Source organism: Aeribacillus composti, from assembly GCF_007827555.1.
In the GTDB taxonomy this organism is placed as follows: domain Bacteria; phylum Bacillota; class Bacilli; order Bacillales; family Aeribacillaceae; genus Aeribacillus; species Aeribacillus composti.
Window position 1 is genome coordinate 1 of record NZ_VISS01000021.1, and the last position, 17,789, is coordinate 17,789.

Annotated in this window: 12 protein-coding genes; 3 read left to right on the forward strand and 9 right to left on the reverse strand. The window is 40.4% G+C overall.

All coding sequences use genetic code 11. From position 1 onward, the window contains the following. Positions 1-324: 324 nt before the first annotated feature. The 6 genes from FB379_RS11720 to FB379_RS11745 all read right to left on the reverse strand — a co-directional run bounded on the left by FB379_RS11720 (position 325) and on the right by FB379_RS11745 (position 9,877). On the reverse strand, positions 325-753 hold the full coding sequence (locus tag FB379_RS11720) for a DUF2935 domain-containing protein (protein WP_063389235.1): 429 nt from the start codon (positions 751-753) through the stop codon (positions 325-327). A 228-nt stretch (positions 754-981) separates the two neighbouring features. Beyond that, a complete protein-coding gene (locus FB379_RS11725) occupies positions 982-2,970 on the reverse strand; it encodes a sigma-54-dependent Fis family transcriptional regulator (protein ID WP_066246779.1) in 1,989 nt (662 codons plus the stop codon). Between the two features lie 518 nt (positions 2,971-3,488). Beyond that, positions 3,489-3,989, reverse strand: a complete 501-nt coding sequence (locus FB379_RS11730; RefSeq protein ID WP_144598056.1) for an acetone carboxylase subunit gamma — start codon at positions 3,987-3,989, stop codon at positions 3,489-3,491. Positions 3,990-3,993: 4 nt separating this feature from the next. Beyond that, positions 3,994-6,273 carry a hydantoinase B/oxoprolinase family protein gene (locus FB379_RS11735; protein ID WP_063389237.1) on the reverse strand — a complete coding sequence of 760 codons (2,280 nt, stop codon included), beginning with the start codon at positions 6,271-6,273 and terminating at the stop codon, positions 3,994-3,996. 22 nt (positions 6,274-6,295) lie between these two features. Further along, positions 6,296-8,443 carry a hydantoinase/oxoprolinase family protein gene (locus FB379_RS11740; RefSeq protein ID WP_063389238.1) on the reverse strand — a complete coding sequence of 716 codons (2,148 nt, stop codon included), beginning with the start codon at positions 8,441-8,443 and terminating at the stop codon, positions 6,296-6,298. 552 nt (positions 8,444-8,995) lie between these two features. After that, positions 8,996-9,877, reverse strand: a complete 882-nt coding sequence (locus FB379_RS11745; RefSeq protein ID WP_144598057.1) for a LysR family transcriptional regulator — start codon at positions 9,875-9,877, stop codon at positions 8,996-8,998. Between the two features lie 116 nt (positions 9,878-9,993). On the opposite strand from FB379_RS11745, the gene FB379_RS11750 reads away from it, so the two are divergent. From FB379_RS11750 to FB379_RS11760, 3 genes are read left to right on the forward strand one after another with little or no spacing between them, the layout of a single operon-like run. Next, complete coding sequence (locus FB379_RS11750; protein ID WP_412674461.1) at positions 9,994-10,689, forward strand: CoA transferase subunit A; 696 nt, start codon at positions 9,994-9,996, stop codon at positions 10,687-10,689. 17 nt (positions 10,690-10,706) lie between these two features. Further along, a complete protein-coding gene (locus FB379_RS11755) occupies positions 10,707-11,360 on the forward strand; it encodes a CoA transferase subunit B (protein WP_063389241.1) in 654 nt (217 codons plus the stop codon). After that, entirely contained in the window at positions 11,361-12,542 is a 1,182-nt protein-coding gene (locus tag FB379_RS11760; RefSeq protein WP_063389242.1) for an acetyl-CoA C-acetyltransferase, read from the forward strand. It begins immediately after the preceding gene. Positions 12,543-12,829: 287 nt separating this feature from the next. Here the strand turns inward: FB379_RS11760 and FB379_RS11765 are convergent, their stop codons facing one another. The 3 genes from FB379_RS11765 to FB379_RS11775 are packed head-to-tail and all read right to left on the reverse strand — an operon-like array spanning position 12,830 to position 17,788. Then, the gene (locus FB379_RS11765) at positions 12,830-14,479 is read right to left on the reverse strand and encodes a ribulokinase (RefSeq protein WP_130156712.1); all 1,650 of its coding nucleotides are present in this window, start codon (positions 14,477-14,479) and stop codon (positions 12,830-12,832) included. Positions 14,480-14,504: 25 nt separating this feature from the next. Continuing rightward, entirely contained in the window at positions 14,505-16,292 is a 1,788-nt protein-coding gene (locus FB379_RS11770) for an L-fucose isomerase (RefSeq protein ID WP_063389244.1), read from the reverse strand. Positions 16,293-16,315: 23 nt separating this feature from the next. Next, positions 16,316-17,788 carry a rhamnulokinase gene (locus FB379_RS11775; protein ID WP_066246784.1) on the reverse strand — a complete coding sequence of 491 codons (1,473 nt, stop codon included), beginning with the start codon at positions 17,786-17,788 and terminating at the stop codon, positions 16,316-16,318. Position 17,789 lies beyond the last annotated feature (1 nt).

A 17,789-nucleotide genomic window follows, 5' to 3' on the forward strand; every position in this document is an offset into this window, starting at 1 on the left:
CAGATAAAAATCGAAAAAATATAAAAGCAAGTGGAGAGAAACGAATTGTTTTTCTCCACTTGCTTCATTTTAGGGACTTATCGGACAGCCCCTTTAACTAAATCCTATAACTAACAATAACAATTCCTATATCTAATTAGTTAATGTAAAAACCGCATAAAAATCAATATTCCAGCGGTTTTTATAAATAAAATTTTTTCTTACTAGTATTCCATAGTATGTAAAAATATCCTCATACTCTCGAAATTGCATATCATAGATATAATAATAAAATCCAGGAAAACAAAAAGGAAACTCCTTCAAAAAAGGAATTCCCTTGAAAATTTACTTGCTGCCATACAACAGCACTTGCGCTATGCCGACAAAATATTCTGATTCACGAATAATATGGTTCAAAACAACTTTGGCGGTCGGATTTTTTCGAACAGCAGCGCTTTCCGTTTTAATTTGCCGGCATAATTTAATAAAATCGAGACTTTGCTTTAAGCAAAATGACACCAAATTCAATACTCGTTGATAAAGCTTTGCTGGAATATAGTAAGGGGAGCGTATGACAGACTCAATATAGCGCACAACCTTTTGATGCGTCTTCGACAATTCTTCTTCCCAATTTAACAAAGCATCTACATAGTTTTGCTCTAAATTTGCCACCAGCTCTCGGATCACAACAGTATGCTCTTCCTCTTGATGCTTCCAAAACTCCGCTTCATCCAATATGCGAAGCGGCATTTGCTGACCGTAATAAAATTGCATCATCCATCCTCCCATGATCGTCGTTCATTTCAATTGTATGGAAGGAATGGATAAGGTATGATAGCTTTGTTTGAGGATCTTTTTATTTTCAACACACTAGCTTCTATTATCTATGACACCGTAAAAAAAAGCGCCTTGCCTAGGCATTTTTTTGTTTTAAAAAATTTGAGATGTGATGACATGTGAAGAGTTTAGTGAATATGATTGGATTTACGCGAGAAAATCGGCTTATGTTTGTTTTAGCTGATATTTTTTTAACTTCCGATAAAGAGTGGACCTGGCAATATTCATTTTTTTGGCGACAGCTGATAAATTCCAGCCTGTTTCCTCTAAAAGCCTGACAAGCACTTTTTGCTCTTCGACTTCTATTAAAGATAAATCTTTAAGCTGGTTATTGATGGAGAGGCTCATTCTGTTTTCAATAAAGTATGCCGGTAAGTCTTCTATCCTAATAACAGGAGAATCACTAAATATGACGGCATACTCAATGACATTTTGCATTTCTCTTATGTTGCCGGGCCACGAATATTCTAAAAAGTAATTTAAAGTTTCTTGCGCAATGGAAAGGGATTCTCTCGCATACTTTTTTGCAAATTTTTTTAAGAAATAATCAGCAATCAGAGGAATATCTTCCCTTCGCTCACGAAGAGGAGGAATATTAACCGTAACAACGTTAAGTCTAAAAAATAAGTCTTCGCGAAAAAGCCCTTGTTTACACAAGGCATATAAGTTCTTATTCGTTGCAGCAATAATTCTCACATTGATTGGAATCGTTTGAGATGAACCCAGCCTCATAATCTCCTTTTCTTGCAGCACCCTAAGCAAATGGACTTGCAGATCTAGTGGCATCTCGCCGATTTCATCTAAAAACAAGGTTCCTTCGTTTGCTTCCTCAAATTTTCCTTTCTTCCCTTCTTTCGAACCTCCGGTAAAAGTTCCACTTTCGTAACCGAACAGTTCACTTCCAATCAATTCTTTCGGAATTGCGCCACAGTTTATTGCTAAAAAAGGTTTGTCTCTTCTCTGACTAGATTGATGTATTGATTTTGCAATTTTTTCCTTTCCTGTACCGCTTTCTCCCAACAGAAGAATCGGAACATTTGAAGGAGCAGCTTTATAACATTTGTTTAGTGCTGTTAACAATGCATCCGATGTCCCAATAATATCGTTCCATGGTTCATCCTTGAGAATGTATCGCGCAGTGGTACGGAATACCTTTTTGTTATCCTTCAACACGACCATATATCCAGCAACTTCCCCTTTAAAATGAATCGGCTCGATTGCTAAAACCTTGAAATCTCGAACCATCAAATCGCTGGAAATATCGTTTTTCGCAGAGAATTTGGACATCCTTTTCATCTCATTTATTAAAGGATGAAAATCAGGATTTACCGCCAAATCTCCTGCATGTTTCAGGTTAAATAATTCCATTAGCTTTTCACTGCTCTTCACAACATAAAAGGCATGGTTCAGTACTAGAATATGATCGTTTTTCCATTTATTTGCGCATTGAAAAAAATAATCTATTAAATAGTTATTCACTTTCATATAGACGTATGCAAGCTGTTTTTCAATCACTTGTGCAGTGGATACAGCTAAACCAAGTGTATGAGGCTGAGCATCTTCCCAAAATCCTGTAAAATCGATGACACCGATGACCTCTTTTGTGAAGGGATGAATGATAGGAGCTGAAGAACATGTCCATGGATGACATCCTTGACAAAAGTGTTCTGCAGAAAAAATTTGAATGGGATTTTGGGTGACGATACACGTTCCAATCGCATTTGTACCTGCTGCATTTTCGCTCCAGTCCATGCCAACTGTGAAATTCATTTTTTCCGCTTCCCGCAAAACATACGGTTCACCTTTCAAATAAATTATGCAACCGTTTTCATCCGTCAGCGTGATAAGATACCTAGTACCTTTCAACTTATAAAATAAATTATCAATAATCGGTTTCGCAATTTGATATAGCTCAGATCCTTTTAACAGATGATTTAATTCGTATTCTGTTAAAGCTGCCTTCGTTTGCAATTGCATCGGGTCAACTCCAGTTTCCTGACAGCGGCTCCAAGAATCTAAAACATTTTTTCGTATTTTGCCCGATATTTTATCTTCCCACGATCTTTCCACAAACATTTCCCATAAAGTTTCCAAATCTCTTTTTTTATCTGGCAAGTTGTGCGTAGAGAAAATAGATATATATGGATTGCCCATGTACTCCCCCCTCCTCTTGAACATATTATCAAAATTTTTCGAAAATAGATTATAAAAATACTTTATTCGGGGCTTTAAAAGCAAAAAACTTACCACCCCCGTAGTTCTTAAGGAATTACACACCAGTGATGATAAGCAAGGAAGTGACAAGTGTTACCACAATTATTAACGTATTTACTCGAAGATATCAAGTGTCTAGATTCGCATTTTTAATCTTTTGAATCAAATTCATGCGTTCACCATCGCTTTATCAAAACGATGTCAAATGTTTAACGCATTTGCTCAAGTGTGCATGCGACAGATTAATTTTGAGCAATACGTTTTGAACTGCTTGTCGTAAAAAATTCTGTTTCTTTATGGTATTCTCTCTAAAAATGAAATAATGTGTCAACTTTCTATAGTTTTTTTAAAACTGCTTTAAATAAAAGTGGATAACCTTTGTGATGAAAACACTAGGTTATCCACTTGCTGTTCGATTGTGTCAGCCTTTAGTCAGAAACGAACTCCTGGTTGATGGTTTATTTCACTTGAGGTATCGGACGCTTCAGCCATTCATTGTAAAATGCATCAATATCTGGTTCAAAATCTTTTAAGATTGGATACCAAGGTGTTACAGCTTCTACCTCCAGTTGACTTGCACAATTTGGGCAATAGTATTCACGTATAACCTGCCACTCCGGATCTGGAGCAAGCAGCTTCGGATACAGCTCCACCATTTTTTCCTCTGTATCACGAACGTGTATAAGCGCATGAAGTTTCCAGTTGTCACTTGCCTCACAAAATTCATGTCCGCAATCACACTTTACGACTCGTTTGCCATCTGGCTTCAAAACGATATAAAGGTGAAGTCCAGCCGGCAATAGAATTGGATCATCCCATGGAACTCTTTCCTGCAAAATGCTGATATATTTATCAAATCGGTCAGTATCCTTAAAATTTGAAAGCATTTCTTTTAATTTGTAAAAATCAATTGTTCCGTCGATCAGCTCTTCAATCGTCTTACGATCATATTGTGCCATGTTCTCACCCCGTTTTTTTCTGATGATTTATTTTTGCTCCGAAGGTTGGTACACCTAACTCATCTTCTGATAAATGCCATTCTGTCGGCAGATTCCAGAACTGTTTAAACTCATTCGCAAATTTTTCACTTAAGGCAAAGCTGCCGGCATACATATGACGAACCTGTACAGCCGCTTCTTTGTTTAGAATTTTTTGTCTCTCCTGCTCCATCCATTCTTTTACAGGAACCCCGCGCTTTAGACGCTCTTTTCTTATTTTTTTGCGGCGTTTTTCTGTCGCTTTTTCATCAACGATATACTTGCCTTTTTCATTTTTGCTGACAACTGCTCCGTAAACGCTTTCTGCATAACGCGGCAGCAGCAGTCCTTCATTTAAATCATCCTCAATCATTTTCGGCTTGCGCTCAAGCGGATCCCCAAAACCAGGTCCCCCACGAAGGTAATTTAAATACAGATCGTAATTTTCAAAAATTGTTTCTGTTGTAATGGATTGCTTATCACGGATAATTTCCTTTGCTTCCATTAAAGTATCGTATTCTGGATTATCCGGATCACTGTCTCCCCCTGTAGGAATAGGCAGTCTTTTTTCGATCCGTTCTTTCAAATTCGTTCCATGTGCTTCAAAACGGTATCCTGATGCTGCTGGATAGCCTCCCATTAAACCGCAGTCACTTGACATATAGCCATTTCCCATAAAGAACATTGTCCAGTCTTTTGCACCATATACCATCCGCAAAGTCTCGTAGCCGCTGCCTCCCCGGTATTTTCCATACCCTGCTGTATTTGGTTTTATGCTTCGTCCCAAATAAAGAAGCGGTTCTGCGAGCTCCCAAATTTCCATATCTCCCATATCACCTTCAGGGTTCCAGATGGCTGCCGCATGGTTAATACCGTCTCTTACCGCACTTGCTCCGACCCCTTCGGCTGCTGATTCGAAGCTGTTAACGGCATGATTTTCGTTAAATTGGTTATATCCTCCTCCTTGCAGCCAGTTAGAAGTGTTGGCATTTCCGGCGTTAACTTCTTCTAAATACCCGCGTGCAAAGTAGTTGCGGCTAAGTGCACGCCATAATGGACTCCATGCAGATACAAGGAAGTGCCATGCATAGCTGTGAGCGGTCCGAATATCGTCCGGATTTAGCCATGAACCGTAAGGCAAGTCGAACTGGCTCGCATAATAAGCGCCATCATTAACCCGATCGTTCGGGATGAGCGTTTGCGACATCATGACCCATATTCCGCTCGTAATCGAAACAGGTGTAGCATTGTAGCTGTGCCATCCCCATCTGTTAACGCCTTCAAAGTCGATTTGGAACTTGCCATCTTTGTGAACAGTCAGTTCTGTTGGGGCATGCATAATCGTGTTTACACGAGCGTAAGGAGGAACATCTAGGTTTTTATACGGTACGTCCACAAATGAAACTTGGCGGTATTTACCCGGAATCAGCAACGTTTTTACTTGATTGACAAAACCGCGCCGTCCATCCTCAATTACCTCGCGAATAAATTGTTTATAAGTGTCGACACCTTCCTCCTTAACAATATCAAGGACAAGGTCTCTGATCATATGGCAGCCGGCAACGCGAGTCCGTTCATCAAGAAGCCAGTACTTTGTTGTTCGGACAGAACGCTGGCTTTCAATAAGCCAATCTTTTAAGAGCGTATCATTTTTACCGATTTTACGGCAGGCCACTTGATAACCGTCATCGTAACGGCTAACTGGTCCAACGGTCATACTTCCTGGTGCAGTCGCCCCAACATCAATTACGTGGGTAACTCCGCCAACCCAGCCTATCAGCTCGCCCTCGTAAAAGATTGGAACAATTGTATGAACGTCACATGGGTGCACATTTCCGATCTGGCAATCATTGTTACAGAAAATATCTCCGTCTTCAATTCCCGGATTCTCTTCATAATCGTTTTTAATCATGTATTTAATCGCTGCGCCCATCGTCCCGACGTGAATGATAATTCCAGTAGAAGTTACAATCGAATCTCCTTCAGGAGTGTATAAAGTAAAGCATAATTCCCCTTCTTGCTCAACAATCGGGGAGGCCGCCACTCTTTTGGCCGTTTCCCTTGCATGCACAACTCCTCCCCGTAATTTTGAAAAGATCTTTTCATAGCGGATTGGATATGACTCTTTTAATGGCAATGTTTTTAAACCTGCGTAATGTCCTGTCTCTCGGCTGATTTCATCAATTTCTTTGCGCATTTGCTTGAGTGTTTTTCCGTGCCAACCAATATTTTTCTGGCTTTGTATTGTTTTTTCAGTAATCGTCATGAAAAAATACCCTCCTTTTTCCTTAAAGTTCTTTTAAGTGGAAAATGCGATGCTCATCAAGATATGTTTCAAAACCAGGTGGAATCACAAACGTTGTGGCTGGTGATTCTAAAATTGAAAATGCACCGATTTTGTTCCCTGGCTTCAATTTTTCCATTTCCCAAATGTTTGCTTTGATCCACTCGCCCTTCCAATACACATCACGCTGGCCAAGAAACGCTTCTGACGGCGGAGTTTCTCCAGATAAAGGCTCCTCAGGAATTTTCGGCTTTGCCACTTCAACAATACCGCGTACGATTGCTCCTGTGATGCTGTAACCGAGTTCAGGCGATTTGGCCGCTTTTGCGTAAATTCTCGCATACGTTTCTTCGAATGCTTTGACAAGCTCTTCCCAGTCGTTAATATCCTTAAACTTTTGAATCGGCGATTCAATTTCAAGGTCGTTTAACTGACCTTGGTACTGCATGCGGAAATAAAGACGGAAACTCACATCTTGTCGTTTAAAGTTATTTTTCTCAAATTCAGCTGCCACTTTTTCGATTAGTTCATCCCAAGCATCCTGCAATTCTTTACCTGCCTTCAGCTTACTGCTGTCTTCATCTCCGTTGTTTACATTGATATCAAGTGTTTTATCATAGCGGTATTCAAAGTCTGCCGCACCGCAGCCAAAAGCAGAAAATCCAGCTGCCCACGCCGGTACTAGAACATCTTCAAAGCCAAGACCTTTTGTGTAGCCGGCAGTATGAAGCGGACCACCGCCTCCATAAGAGAAGCATACATATTGAGATGGCGAATACCCTTTTCCAAGGATCATAGATTCAAGGTAATTGCGCAGTTGCGACTCAAGCAGATCGATAACACCGTATGCTGCGTCTTCAACAGATAATCCGAGCGGATCGGCGACCTGCTTCTTCAATGCTTCATAGGCTCTTTCCGGATATAGCTTAACCTCGCCGCCAAGGAAATTATCCGGGTTGATTAGTCCAAGAACAACGTGGCAGTCGGTTACTGTTACCGTTTCTATACCGCCTTCCGGATAACAAACGCCGACTCTCGAACCTGCGCTGTCCGGTCCAAGTGTTAATGATTTGAAGTTCGGATCCACTCGCACAAAGCTGCCGGCCCCAGCTCCAACAGTATCCATGGAAACAAGCGGTAATGATAGTACAAGCCTTGCCATATCTGGGCTTGTATTAATACTCAAATCCCCTTGAGTAATAAGCGCCATATCAAAACTTGTTCCGCCGATATCCGAGCATGCAATATTGCGAATACCGAGTTGTTCACCAAGATATTTCGCGCCAACTACTCCCCCAATCGGACCTGAAACGAGCGTTCTTGCCAGTTCATTTGCTCGCGTACTTATCGTTCCACCGTGGCTGGCCATGACCCGAAGATCAAATTTTGCCCCGTGATTTCTTAACATGTTATCAATTTTCGACAATGTCTCCCGAGACGGGTCTGCTGCATATGCCTCAATAATGGTTGTATTTGTGCGGTGAGACTCTTTTCTAACAGGGTAATAATCAACCGATGCAAACACAGGCACTTCTTTTCCGACTTTCTTCATGACTTCCTTTGCAATATCCCTAATTTTTCGTTCATGCTGCGGATATTTGTAAGAATGAAGCAAACTGATCACAATTGCTTCGACATCCTGTTCCAGAAGGTCCAATACTGCTGGTTCCACTTCATGTTCATAAAGCGGAATGACAACGTTTCCAAATAAATCGACTCTTTCTGTTACGCCTCTTGTCAATTCTCTCGGTACAAGTGGAGGATCGTAACGATGAGTATTCAAGTGTAAACGGTCTGAATAAGAATATCCTAGGTAAGCCTGGATCGCCCGGCCCATTCGATGGAAATCCTCCATCCCTTTATTAACGATCAGACCGACGCGGCGTCCTTTCCTTGACACGAGACGATTCAGCATCGCTGTTCCGGAGTAGACACCCGCAAGCAATTTAGGAAATTCTTCTTCTACTGTTGTGTTCCAGTAAGTTAGTGCATCCCTTGCAGAGTTGAGAAGACCAATTGATTCATCTTCAGGTGTGGATTGTGCTTTTCCGACGACAAATTCACCATTGTCGTCAATAATGAAGGTATCTGTCATCGTTCCCCCTGCATCGATAGCAAGTATTTGTGCATTGCGAGTTGTTACTGCTTCCATCCATTTCTCTCCTTTCTTTTTTCAAAAATTGATTTTGTTTTCGCTTTTTACTTTGCAACATTCGTGCCAATATTAAAAATTATCAAAAAATTAAGGAGAGAAAAGGCTTTCGTAAATTAGAGAATGGTGAAAGAGAATGATGAATTGTAGTGAATCGCTACACTGTTTCGCTACAATTTTTTCGTACAACAATACAGCTAAAAAAGAATTTGTTGCAATTTGCCCATAGAATTTTGTTGCTTGCTCCATACTATTCGACAGACAGCTTAAGCTCGATCAAGAGATTTTTTGTAAAAAAATAGACCATCTTTTAGTCTAGTAAACATAAAAATAACGACAAGGAATTTTCCAAGGGACAACAAAGACGACTTGAATGACAAAGCCACTATTGTACCGTCCTAATTTTATGATGGAAAATTTGATGAACAATAACTGCAGTTTCATTTTGTTTCTAAGTAAAAAACAAGTTTGAATGTTCTCAAATTTTCACCGGAAACAGTTGATACTTTGATGAAAGTCCCCATTATCGAAACGATAAATACGTTTGAAAAATCATAATGGATTTTCTTTAAGCATTTCCAGCAATTTTTTTAAAGCAAATGAGTGATATCTACCTTTTCTCGTAATGATGCCGAGTCTCCAAAGAAGAGGCGGATCTTTAAGTGGAACAATCGTGATGTTGGGGCTGTTCTGTTTATGAAAAATCATTTTCGGCATTAAAGTAATACCTAGTTTTGATGAAACAAGCTCAAGAATTAAATCCCATTGCGAGCTTTCATATGAAACAATTGGAGTAAAGCCTGCATTTTTACATGTGTTGATGATGTAATCGTGGAGTTTGAAGTTTTTTGAAAACAATATAAACGGTTCATCTTTTAATTCATGTACTGAAACTGTTTGTTTTTGTGCAATTGGGTGGTCGCGATGAATAAACAAGACAAATTCTTCTGTAATAAACGGATGAATATGAAAAACGGATTCGTCTACAGGCAGTACAACTATGCCAATGTCAATCTCTCCTTCTTCCACTAATTGTTCGATGACCTTTGCCCCAAGCTCTATAAGTTCAAGTTTCACATTCGGATAGTTTTGATGAAACATTCTAGCAATAGAAGGAAAAAACAAAGTTCCAATGAGCGGCGGAACCCCCATCTTAATCTCTCCAGTCGCAAGATTAGAAAGTTCATCTAATAACATTTTCATTTCTTCCAACGTTTCAATCAATTTTTTTCCTTGCTGATATACAATTTGACCTGCATCTGTCAAACGGAGATGACGAGTTGACCTTTCGATCAGTTCAACACGCAGCTCAGCTTCAAGCTTTTTAACGGCTTTGCTCAATGAAGGCTGTGATAAGTAGGAATATTCAGCAGCCTTTGTAAAGCTGTTATGATTGGCAACATCAATGAAAGATTGAATATCACGAAATTCCACCATACTCCCCCCTTATTTATTCACTATTGGAATAAATTGTATTCTTTTTATCTATTTTACTTATAGATAATGGGAATGTAAACTCTTACATAAGACAAAGAAAGGAGGAGATGTTCATGAACAAAATCATGAATTCATTTTCGAAAGCGGTTTCAGACATTCAAGACGGTGCATCCATTGTTGTAGGCGGATTTGGGTTGTGCGGAATTCCAGAAAAGACTATTCAAGCTTTACGTGACAAGGGGACAAAGAATTTGACTATTTACAGCAACAATTGTGGTGTCGATGATTGGGGACTTGGTCTTCTACTCAAAAATAAACAAATAAAAAAAATGGTCGCTTCCTACGTAGGGGAAAATAAAATTTTTGAACAGCAATTTTTAAGCGGCGATTTAGAAGTAGAACTTATTCCACAAGGTACTCTTGCAGAACGAATGAGAGCAGGCGGAGCAGGAATTCCGGCTTTTTATACCGCAACAGGTGTCGGAACGCCGATCGCAAAAGGAAAAGAAGAAAGAGAGTTCAACGGAAAAACATATTTGCTGGAGGAAGCCATCGTTGCAGATTTTGCTTTTGTAAAAGCGTGGAAGGCTGATACTTATGGGAATCTTGTGTATCGGAAAACAGCGCGAAATTTTAATCCGCTTGCCGCGATGGCAGGTAAAATCACCATAGCGGAAGTGGAACAAATTGTTGAACCTGGTGAGCTTGATCCGGACGAAATTCACACACCATGTATTTATGTTCAACGCTTACTGGTAGGAACGAATTATGAAAAACGCATTGAGCGGAGAACAGTGGTTACTAAATAAGAGAAGGAGTGATCAGGATGTCTAACAATCGATTAAAGATTGTTAAGCGTGCGGTAAAGGAAATTGAAAACGGAATGATTGTCAATCTTGGTATCGGAATGCCAACACTTATTGCCAATGAGATTCCGTCCAATTTCAACATCTTATTACATTCAGAAAATGGGCTGCTTGGCATTGGACCTTATCCGGTTGAAGGGGAGGAAGATCCCGATTTGATTAACGCTGGTAAAGAAACGATTACTACAGTGCTTGGCGCTTCATTTTTTGACAGTGCCGAATCATTTGCAATGGTTCGTGGAGGACATATTGATCTTGCTATTTTAGGAGGTATGGAAGTTTCAGAGAACGGCGATTTAGCCAATTGGATGATTCCAGGGAAAATGGTCAAAGGTATGGGCGGAGCAATGGATCTTGTAAACGGTGCGAAACGTGTCATCGTCATTATGGAACATTTGAACAAGAGCGGGGAATCGAAAGTGAAGAAAGAATGTACACTTCCACTTACTGGAAAAGGGGTCGTCCATCGATTGATTACCGATTTAGCCGTGTTTGACTTTACAGATCAAGGGATGGTGCTGATTGAAACAATGGATGGTGTTTCAGTTGATGAAGTGATAGCAAAAACAGAGGCAAAATTCACAGTTTCTCCTGAACTTTCGGAGGTGAATTAAGTGGTAAAGACAGTTATTTTAGAAGGCGCGCGTACCCCGATTGGAAAATTTAACGGATCGCTTGCTCAATTAACAGCATCACAGCTTGGCGGTATTTCGATGAAAGAGGCTTTAATGCGAGCAGAAGTAAAGCCTGAAGATGTGAATGAAGTCATTTTCGGAAATGTTCTTCAGGCTGGACAGGGACAGATCCCGTCGCGCCAGGCAGCACGTGAAGCAGGTATTCCTTGGAGCATTAAAACAGAAACAGTGAATAAAGTTTGTGCATCCGGTCTTCGCAGTGTAACAATGGCTGATCAAATCATTCGGGCAGGCGACGAAGAAATCATTTTGGCAGGCGGCATGGAGTCAATGTCAAACGCTCCATATGCATTGAAGAACGCAAGATGGGGGTTAAGAATGGGTAATGCACAGATGGTTGATTTAATGATTCATGATGGCCTGTCATGCAGTTTTACTGGTGTTCATATGGGGACGTACGGAAACAAAATTGCGAAAGAGTATGAAATATCGCGTGAAGAACAGGACAATTGGGCTGTGAGAAGCCATAAAAGAGCAATTGCAGCAATCGAAGAAGGCAAGATGGCAGAAGAGATTGCAGCGGTTGAAATTCCACAGCGTAAAGGCAGCCCGCTTGTCATTTATAAAGATGAATCACCGCGAAAAGACACAACGAAAGAGATTCTGGCAACATTACCTCCTGTATTTGACAAAGATGGAACGATTACAGCCGGCAACGCACCTGGAATTAATGATGGAGCTGCAGCGCTTGTACTGATGAGCGATGAACGGGCAAAAAGAGAAGGTAAAAACGTTCTTGCAACCATCATTGGCCATGCAGAAGTTGCGGTTGAAGCAGAAAATTTTCCAATAACACCGGGCCTTGTCATTCTTGAGCTATTGAAAAAGACGGGGAAATCTGTCGATGATATCGACTTGTTCGAAATTAATGAAGCATTCGCAGTCGTTGCACTCGCTAGTATAAAAATTGCGGGAATCGATCCGGAAAAAGTGAATGTAAATGGCGGTGCTGTTGCCCTTGGTCACCCAATCGGCGCAAGCGGCGCGCGTATTCTTTTGACACTAGCGTACGAATTACGCCGTCGCGGAGGAGGGATTGGAATCGCAGCGATCTGTTCTGGAAGCGGTCAGGGAGATGCCGTGATGATTGAAGTAAAATAAAATGGATATAATTTGAAACCTATAAACAAAAAGAGTGAATTTGACCAAACTAATTATTATATTGATTTAATAGAAACATAATCGCCATTTTGCATCAAGCTTTGATTCTATTAAAACATTTAGCATCAGTAGTTTTGTGCGCCAGTGCAAAAAAAAAGAAGCCTCCATAAAATCAGGCCCCATTGAAAGCAAAAAATCATAAACATCGATATATCAACGTTTCAAAACATTAAAGGGGGCATCAATAAGCCGTAAAAGCGACTTATTAGACACCCCCGTATTTTGTATTAATTTTTTATTTTTTTCATCACATTGTTCGTTCCGCGGCCGAAATAGTTTACCAATTTTTTATACTCTTCATAATACAAATTATATTTTTCTACGTGATCCTGTTTCGGATAAAAAACTTTGTCTTTTAATTTGGCCATATTTGCTGCTGCTTCTTCGATCGTATCGTATCCACCTAGTTTTGATCCTGCAGCAACAGCTCCGAACATTGCAGCTCCGATGGCTGATGTGATTTTGTTAGATGCGATCTTGATTGGTCTTGCCGTTACATCTGCATATATTTGCATGAGCATTTCATTTTGATGAGGCAGTCCGCCGCATGCAACCAATTCATTAATTTCGATTCCTGCATTCTCAAAGCTTTCAATGATCAAGCGTGTCCCGAATGCTGTTGATTCAATTAATGCACGGTAAATTTCTTCAGGTTTTGTATTCAGCGTAAGACCGACTAATAAACCTGACAAATTGGCATCAACTAACGGAGTTCTATTTCCATTATGCCAATCCAATGCCAGCAATCCTTTTGATCCTGGAGGCAATGTGCTGGCTTTTTGTTCCAAATATTGATGAATAGATAGATTTTTGGCCTCCGCTTCTCTTTCGACATAACCCGGCACAAGCTCTTTGACAAACCATGCAAAAATGTCGCCAACAGCAGCCTGGCCTGCCTCATATCCGTAGTAGCCAGGGATTATTCCATCTTCGACGACTCCGCTGATTCCTTCGACAAACTCTTCTTTTGTGCTTAACAGCATATGACAGGTGGAGGTTCCCATAACCATAACCATGCTTCCAGGTGCGGTAACTCCTGCACCTGGAACAGCAGCATGAGCATCTATAATTCCAATGGCAACCGGTGTTTTTGGTTTTAGTCCAATTTTTGCTGCAAACTCTTCCGTCAGCTCGCCAGCCTTGCTGCCGATCGGAACCACTTCACCCGACAGTTTTGTTTCATAAATATTTTCCATCAATGGATGAAGTCTTTTTAAAAATTCTTTTCTTACATAGCCTTCCTGTTTATGCCACATTCCTTTATAGCCGGCAGAACAGCTATTTCGTTTCACTTCACCGACCATCAGCGACGTCAGCCAATCAGCTGCTTCAAGGAACAATGCCGCTTCATGATAGAGCTCCTCACGATCATGTATAATTTCTAATATTTTCGGCAGCATCCATTCTGACGAAATTTTTCCACCATAACGCTTTAACCATTCTTCATTCGACTCGCTTGCTAATTGATTAATTGTATCTGCTTCTGGCTGCGCTGCATGATGTTTCCATAATTTTACCCATGCATGCGGCTCATCTTTCCATTTTTCCTGAAAACATAATGGTGTTAATTGTTCATCGACAGGCAGAATTGTACAGGATGTAAAATCAATTCCTATGCCGACGATATCATCTTTGCTCACCCCGGAATCCTCTAACACTCTCGGGATGGACGTTTCCAGCACATCTAAATAATCTTGCGGGTGCTGAAGAGCTGTACTGTTTTTCAGCTTCTTCTGCTTATGAGGAAGAGTTTCCGTTATGACTCCATGTTTATATTGTGTGGAATGAGTACCAGCAACCTCACCAGTTGCAACATCTACTAAGACAACTCTTCCAGATTCAGTCCCAAAATCTACTCCGATTGCGTATTTTTTCATAAGCATCCCGTTCCTTTGTTACTTGTTATTTATAGATCGGCCCAAAGTTTTTACATGCTCTGTAATCAGCGCCTTCAAGATCTTTTGTTCCAAACATGCTCCAAGCATCTGGTCTGAATATTTTTTCCTCAGGTACATTGTGCATATTTACCGGAATGCGAAGAATGGATGCCAGCGTGATTAAATCGGCTCCAATATGACCATAGCTGATGGAACAATGGTTGGCTCCCCAGTTATTCATAACCGAGTAAACATCTTTAAATGCACCTTCTCCGGTTAGATTCGGAACAAACCAAGTGGTAGGCCAAGTTGGATCGGTCCGTTTGTCAAGCACGTCATGAACTTCTTCCGGCAAATCAACCGTATATCCTTCTGCAATTTGCAGAACAGGACCCAGCCCTTTAACAATATTTAAGCGCGAAATCGTTACAGGCATGCCGCCTTTTGTTAAAAAGTCAGTTGAATATCCGCCGCCTCTGAAGTATTCAGTTGAAGCAGGTCTAAATTGTGTTGCTTCCAAGCATTTTTTAATATCTTCATCTGTCAATTCGTAGTATGGTTTAATAACTGGTTTGCCGTCTTTTGTTTGTTCTCCTGTTCCATCCAATGCAGCCGCTCCAGAATTAATTAAATGGATGATTCCGTTTGCCGCTCTCCCTTCAAGAGTATAGCCAGTTACCCGCTTGACAGCCTCCGGACTCCAATAAGTTCTCACGTCGGCAAAAATTTGCGCCGTATTAGTTAAAAGGTAGCCGAACAACATGGAAATGCCGTTCAAGTTATCATTTTCCGTTGCAAAAATATATGGCGCTCTTTTTCCGTTCCAGTCAAAAGATGAATTTAAAATCGTTTCCATAAAATCTCCATTTGGGAAATAGTCGGTCCATTGACGCTGTCCTTGGAAACCAGCAACAATGGCGTTTCTTCCTAGAGCTTCTTCTCCATATCCCATTTCTTCTAATTTTTTATTGCCAACCATTAAGTCGCGTGCGATAAGAGCCATTTTTACGCTGATTTCCCAATCTTTTTCCTTCTGCTCTTCTGTTCTTTTAAAGCCGTCGCGATTGTTGTCCGGACCAACTTTACAGTTTTCCTTCACCCATTTTAAGGCTCTTTCATATTCCTCTTTATCGTAAATTTCCAGTTCAATTCTGCGCACGAATTCGCTCATATCAACATATTCATTTCTCATTCCAAGATAGTTTTGGAAAAAGTCTTCTTGCACAACACTTCCTGCAATTCCCATTGATACAGATCCAATGGAGAGATAAGATTTACCCTTCATCATAGCAACAGCCAGTCCTGCTTTTGCAAAACGAATGAGCTTCTCTTTTACATCTTCAGGTATATTCGTATCTCCTGCATCTTGAACATCCTTACCGTAAATTCCAAAGGCAGGAAGTCCTTTTTGGTTATAACCTGCTAGAACAGCAGCTAAATAGACAGCGCCAGGTCTTTCTGTTCCATTGAATCCCCAAACTGCTTTCGGAATGTGAGGATCCATATCCATTGTTTCAGTTCCATAGCACCAGCATGGAGTAACAGTAATCGAAACGCCAACGCCTTCTCTTGCAAACTTTTCAGCTGCTTCTGCCGCTTCTTTTACTCCTCCAATACATGTATCTGCAATCACACATTCCACTGGCTGTCCATTATAATAAAAAACATTTTCCTCCAGTAATTTAGCTACAGCTTTTGCCATGTTCATTGTTGTTTCTTCTAATGATTCACGAACTCCTTTTCTTCTGCCGTCGATCGTCGGGCGTATTCCTATCTTTGGTAGATTTCCTACATATCGTGGATCTTTTGCCATCTTTCATTCCTCCTGTATGTTATTTATTTAATGATTGCTAGAAATGATTTATAATGTTTTTCCCAATGATCACAGTTTTCGGGTTCATATGTTTTAAAGCTAAAGGAGTTGGTAACAATTTTTCTTGCTTCTTCTAAGTCTGCAATTTCTCCAAGGGCAATTAATTGAGAAAGCATATTGCCGATTGCGCTGGCTTCCACCGGCCCTGCATAAACGGTACGCTTTGCGGCGCCAGCAATAAATCGACAAAACCATTTGTTTTGTATTCCCCCGCCTCCCATATGAATCGACCGGATGTTATGGTGGATTAAATTTTCCAGCCGTTCGATCACGAAACGGTATTGAAAAGCTAAGCTTTCCAATATACATCTCAAAAATTGCCCTTTCGTTTCCGGAATAGGCTGTAAAGTTTTTTGACAATAATCTTGAATAGCTTTCAGCATGCTTGGCGGGTTAAAAAACGATGGATCATTTGGATTTATAAAAGAACGGAACGGTTCTGCTTCTTCTATCAGCCGGCTTTCTTCTTCATAGGAGATGCCTTCGCCATTATCGTTCCATTCTTTTTTACACTGTTGAATAAACCATAAGCCGGTATTGTTTTTTTGCAAACGGAACTTCCCGTCAAATGTCCCTTCATTTGTGAAGCCCCATTCATAAGCTTCATCTGAAACAACCGGCTTTTCAACCGTCACACCGATCAGCACCCATGTTCCGCAGCTCATAAAACAGCTTGTTTGATCATTTTGGATCGGCATGGCACCTAAAGCACAAGCTGTATCGTGTCCTGGAACCGCGATGACATTGGCCGGATCGATCCCTAATTCCTTATTAATAGATGCTTTCGTTTTGGCCAAAATGCGATTCGTTTCTACCAGAGGTGCAAAATTCACCTTATCTGCAAACAGCTTATTTAAAATCGTCTCATCCCAATCTTTTTTTTCCCAATTTAATAGTTGAGAAGTCGACGAGATTGTAAATTCATTTTTGATTTCCCCTGTAAACAAATAGGCGAACAGACTCGGTGTCATTAATATATATTTTGCCTTTTCTATTAGCTCAGGCCTTGTTTTCAAAATCGCATACAGCTGATAAAGCGTATTGATGGCAGCTGGCTCTACGCCAGTCATTTGAAAAAGTTTTTTCTTATCTATCTTCTCATGGACTTCATCCATAAAGAGAACGGTATGTGTATCCCGATAAGAATACGGGTTTTCTAATAGATCTCCTTCCTCAGAAATGAGACCGAAATCTACTCCCCACGTATCAAAACCAATTCCATCGATCCTTTTTCCATAAACCTCGACAAATTTTTTTATTCCTTTTTTCATTTCAGCAAATAAGTAGTTTAAATCCCAATGCAAATGATCTCCGATCGTGATGGGGTTATTTTGAAAACGGTGAATTTCTGTTATGTTTAATTTTCTATTTTCATATTCTCCGAGTATTAATCGACCATTCGAAGCACCCAAATCAAAAGCTAGTACTCTTTTCATG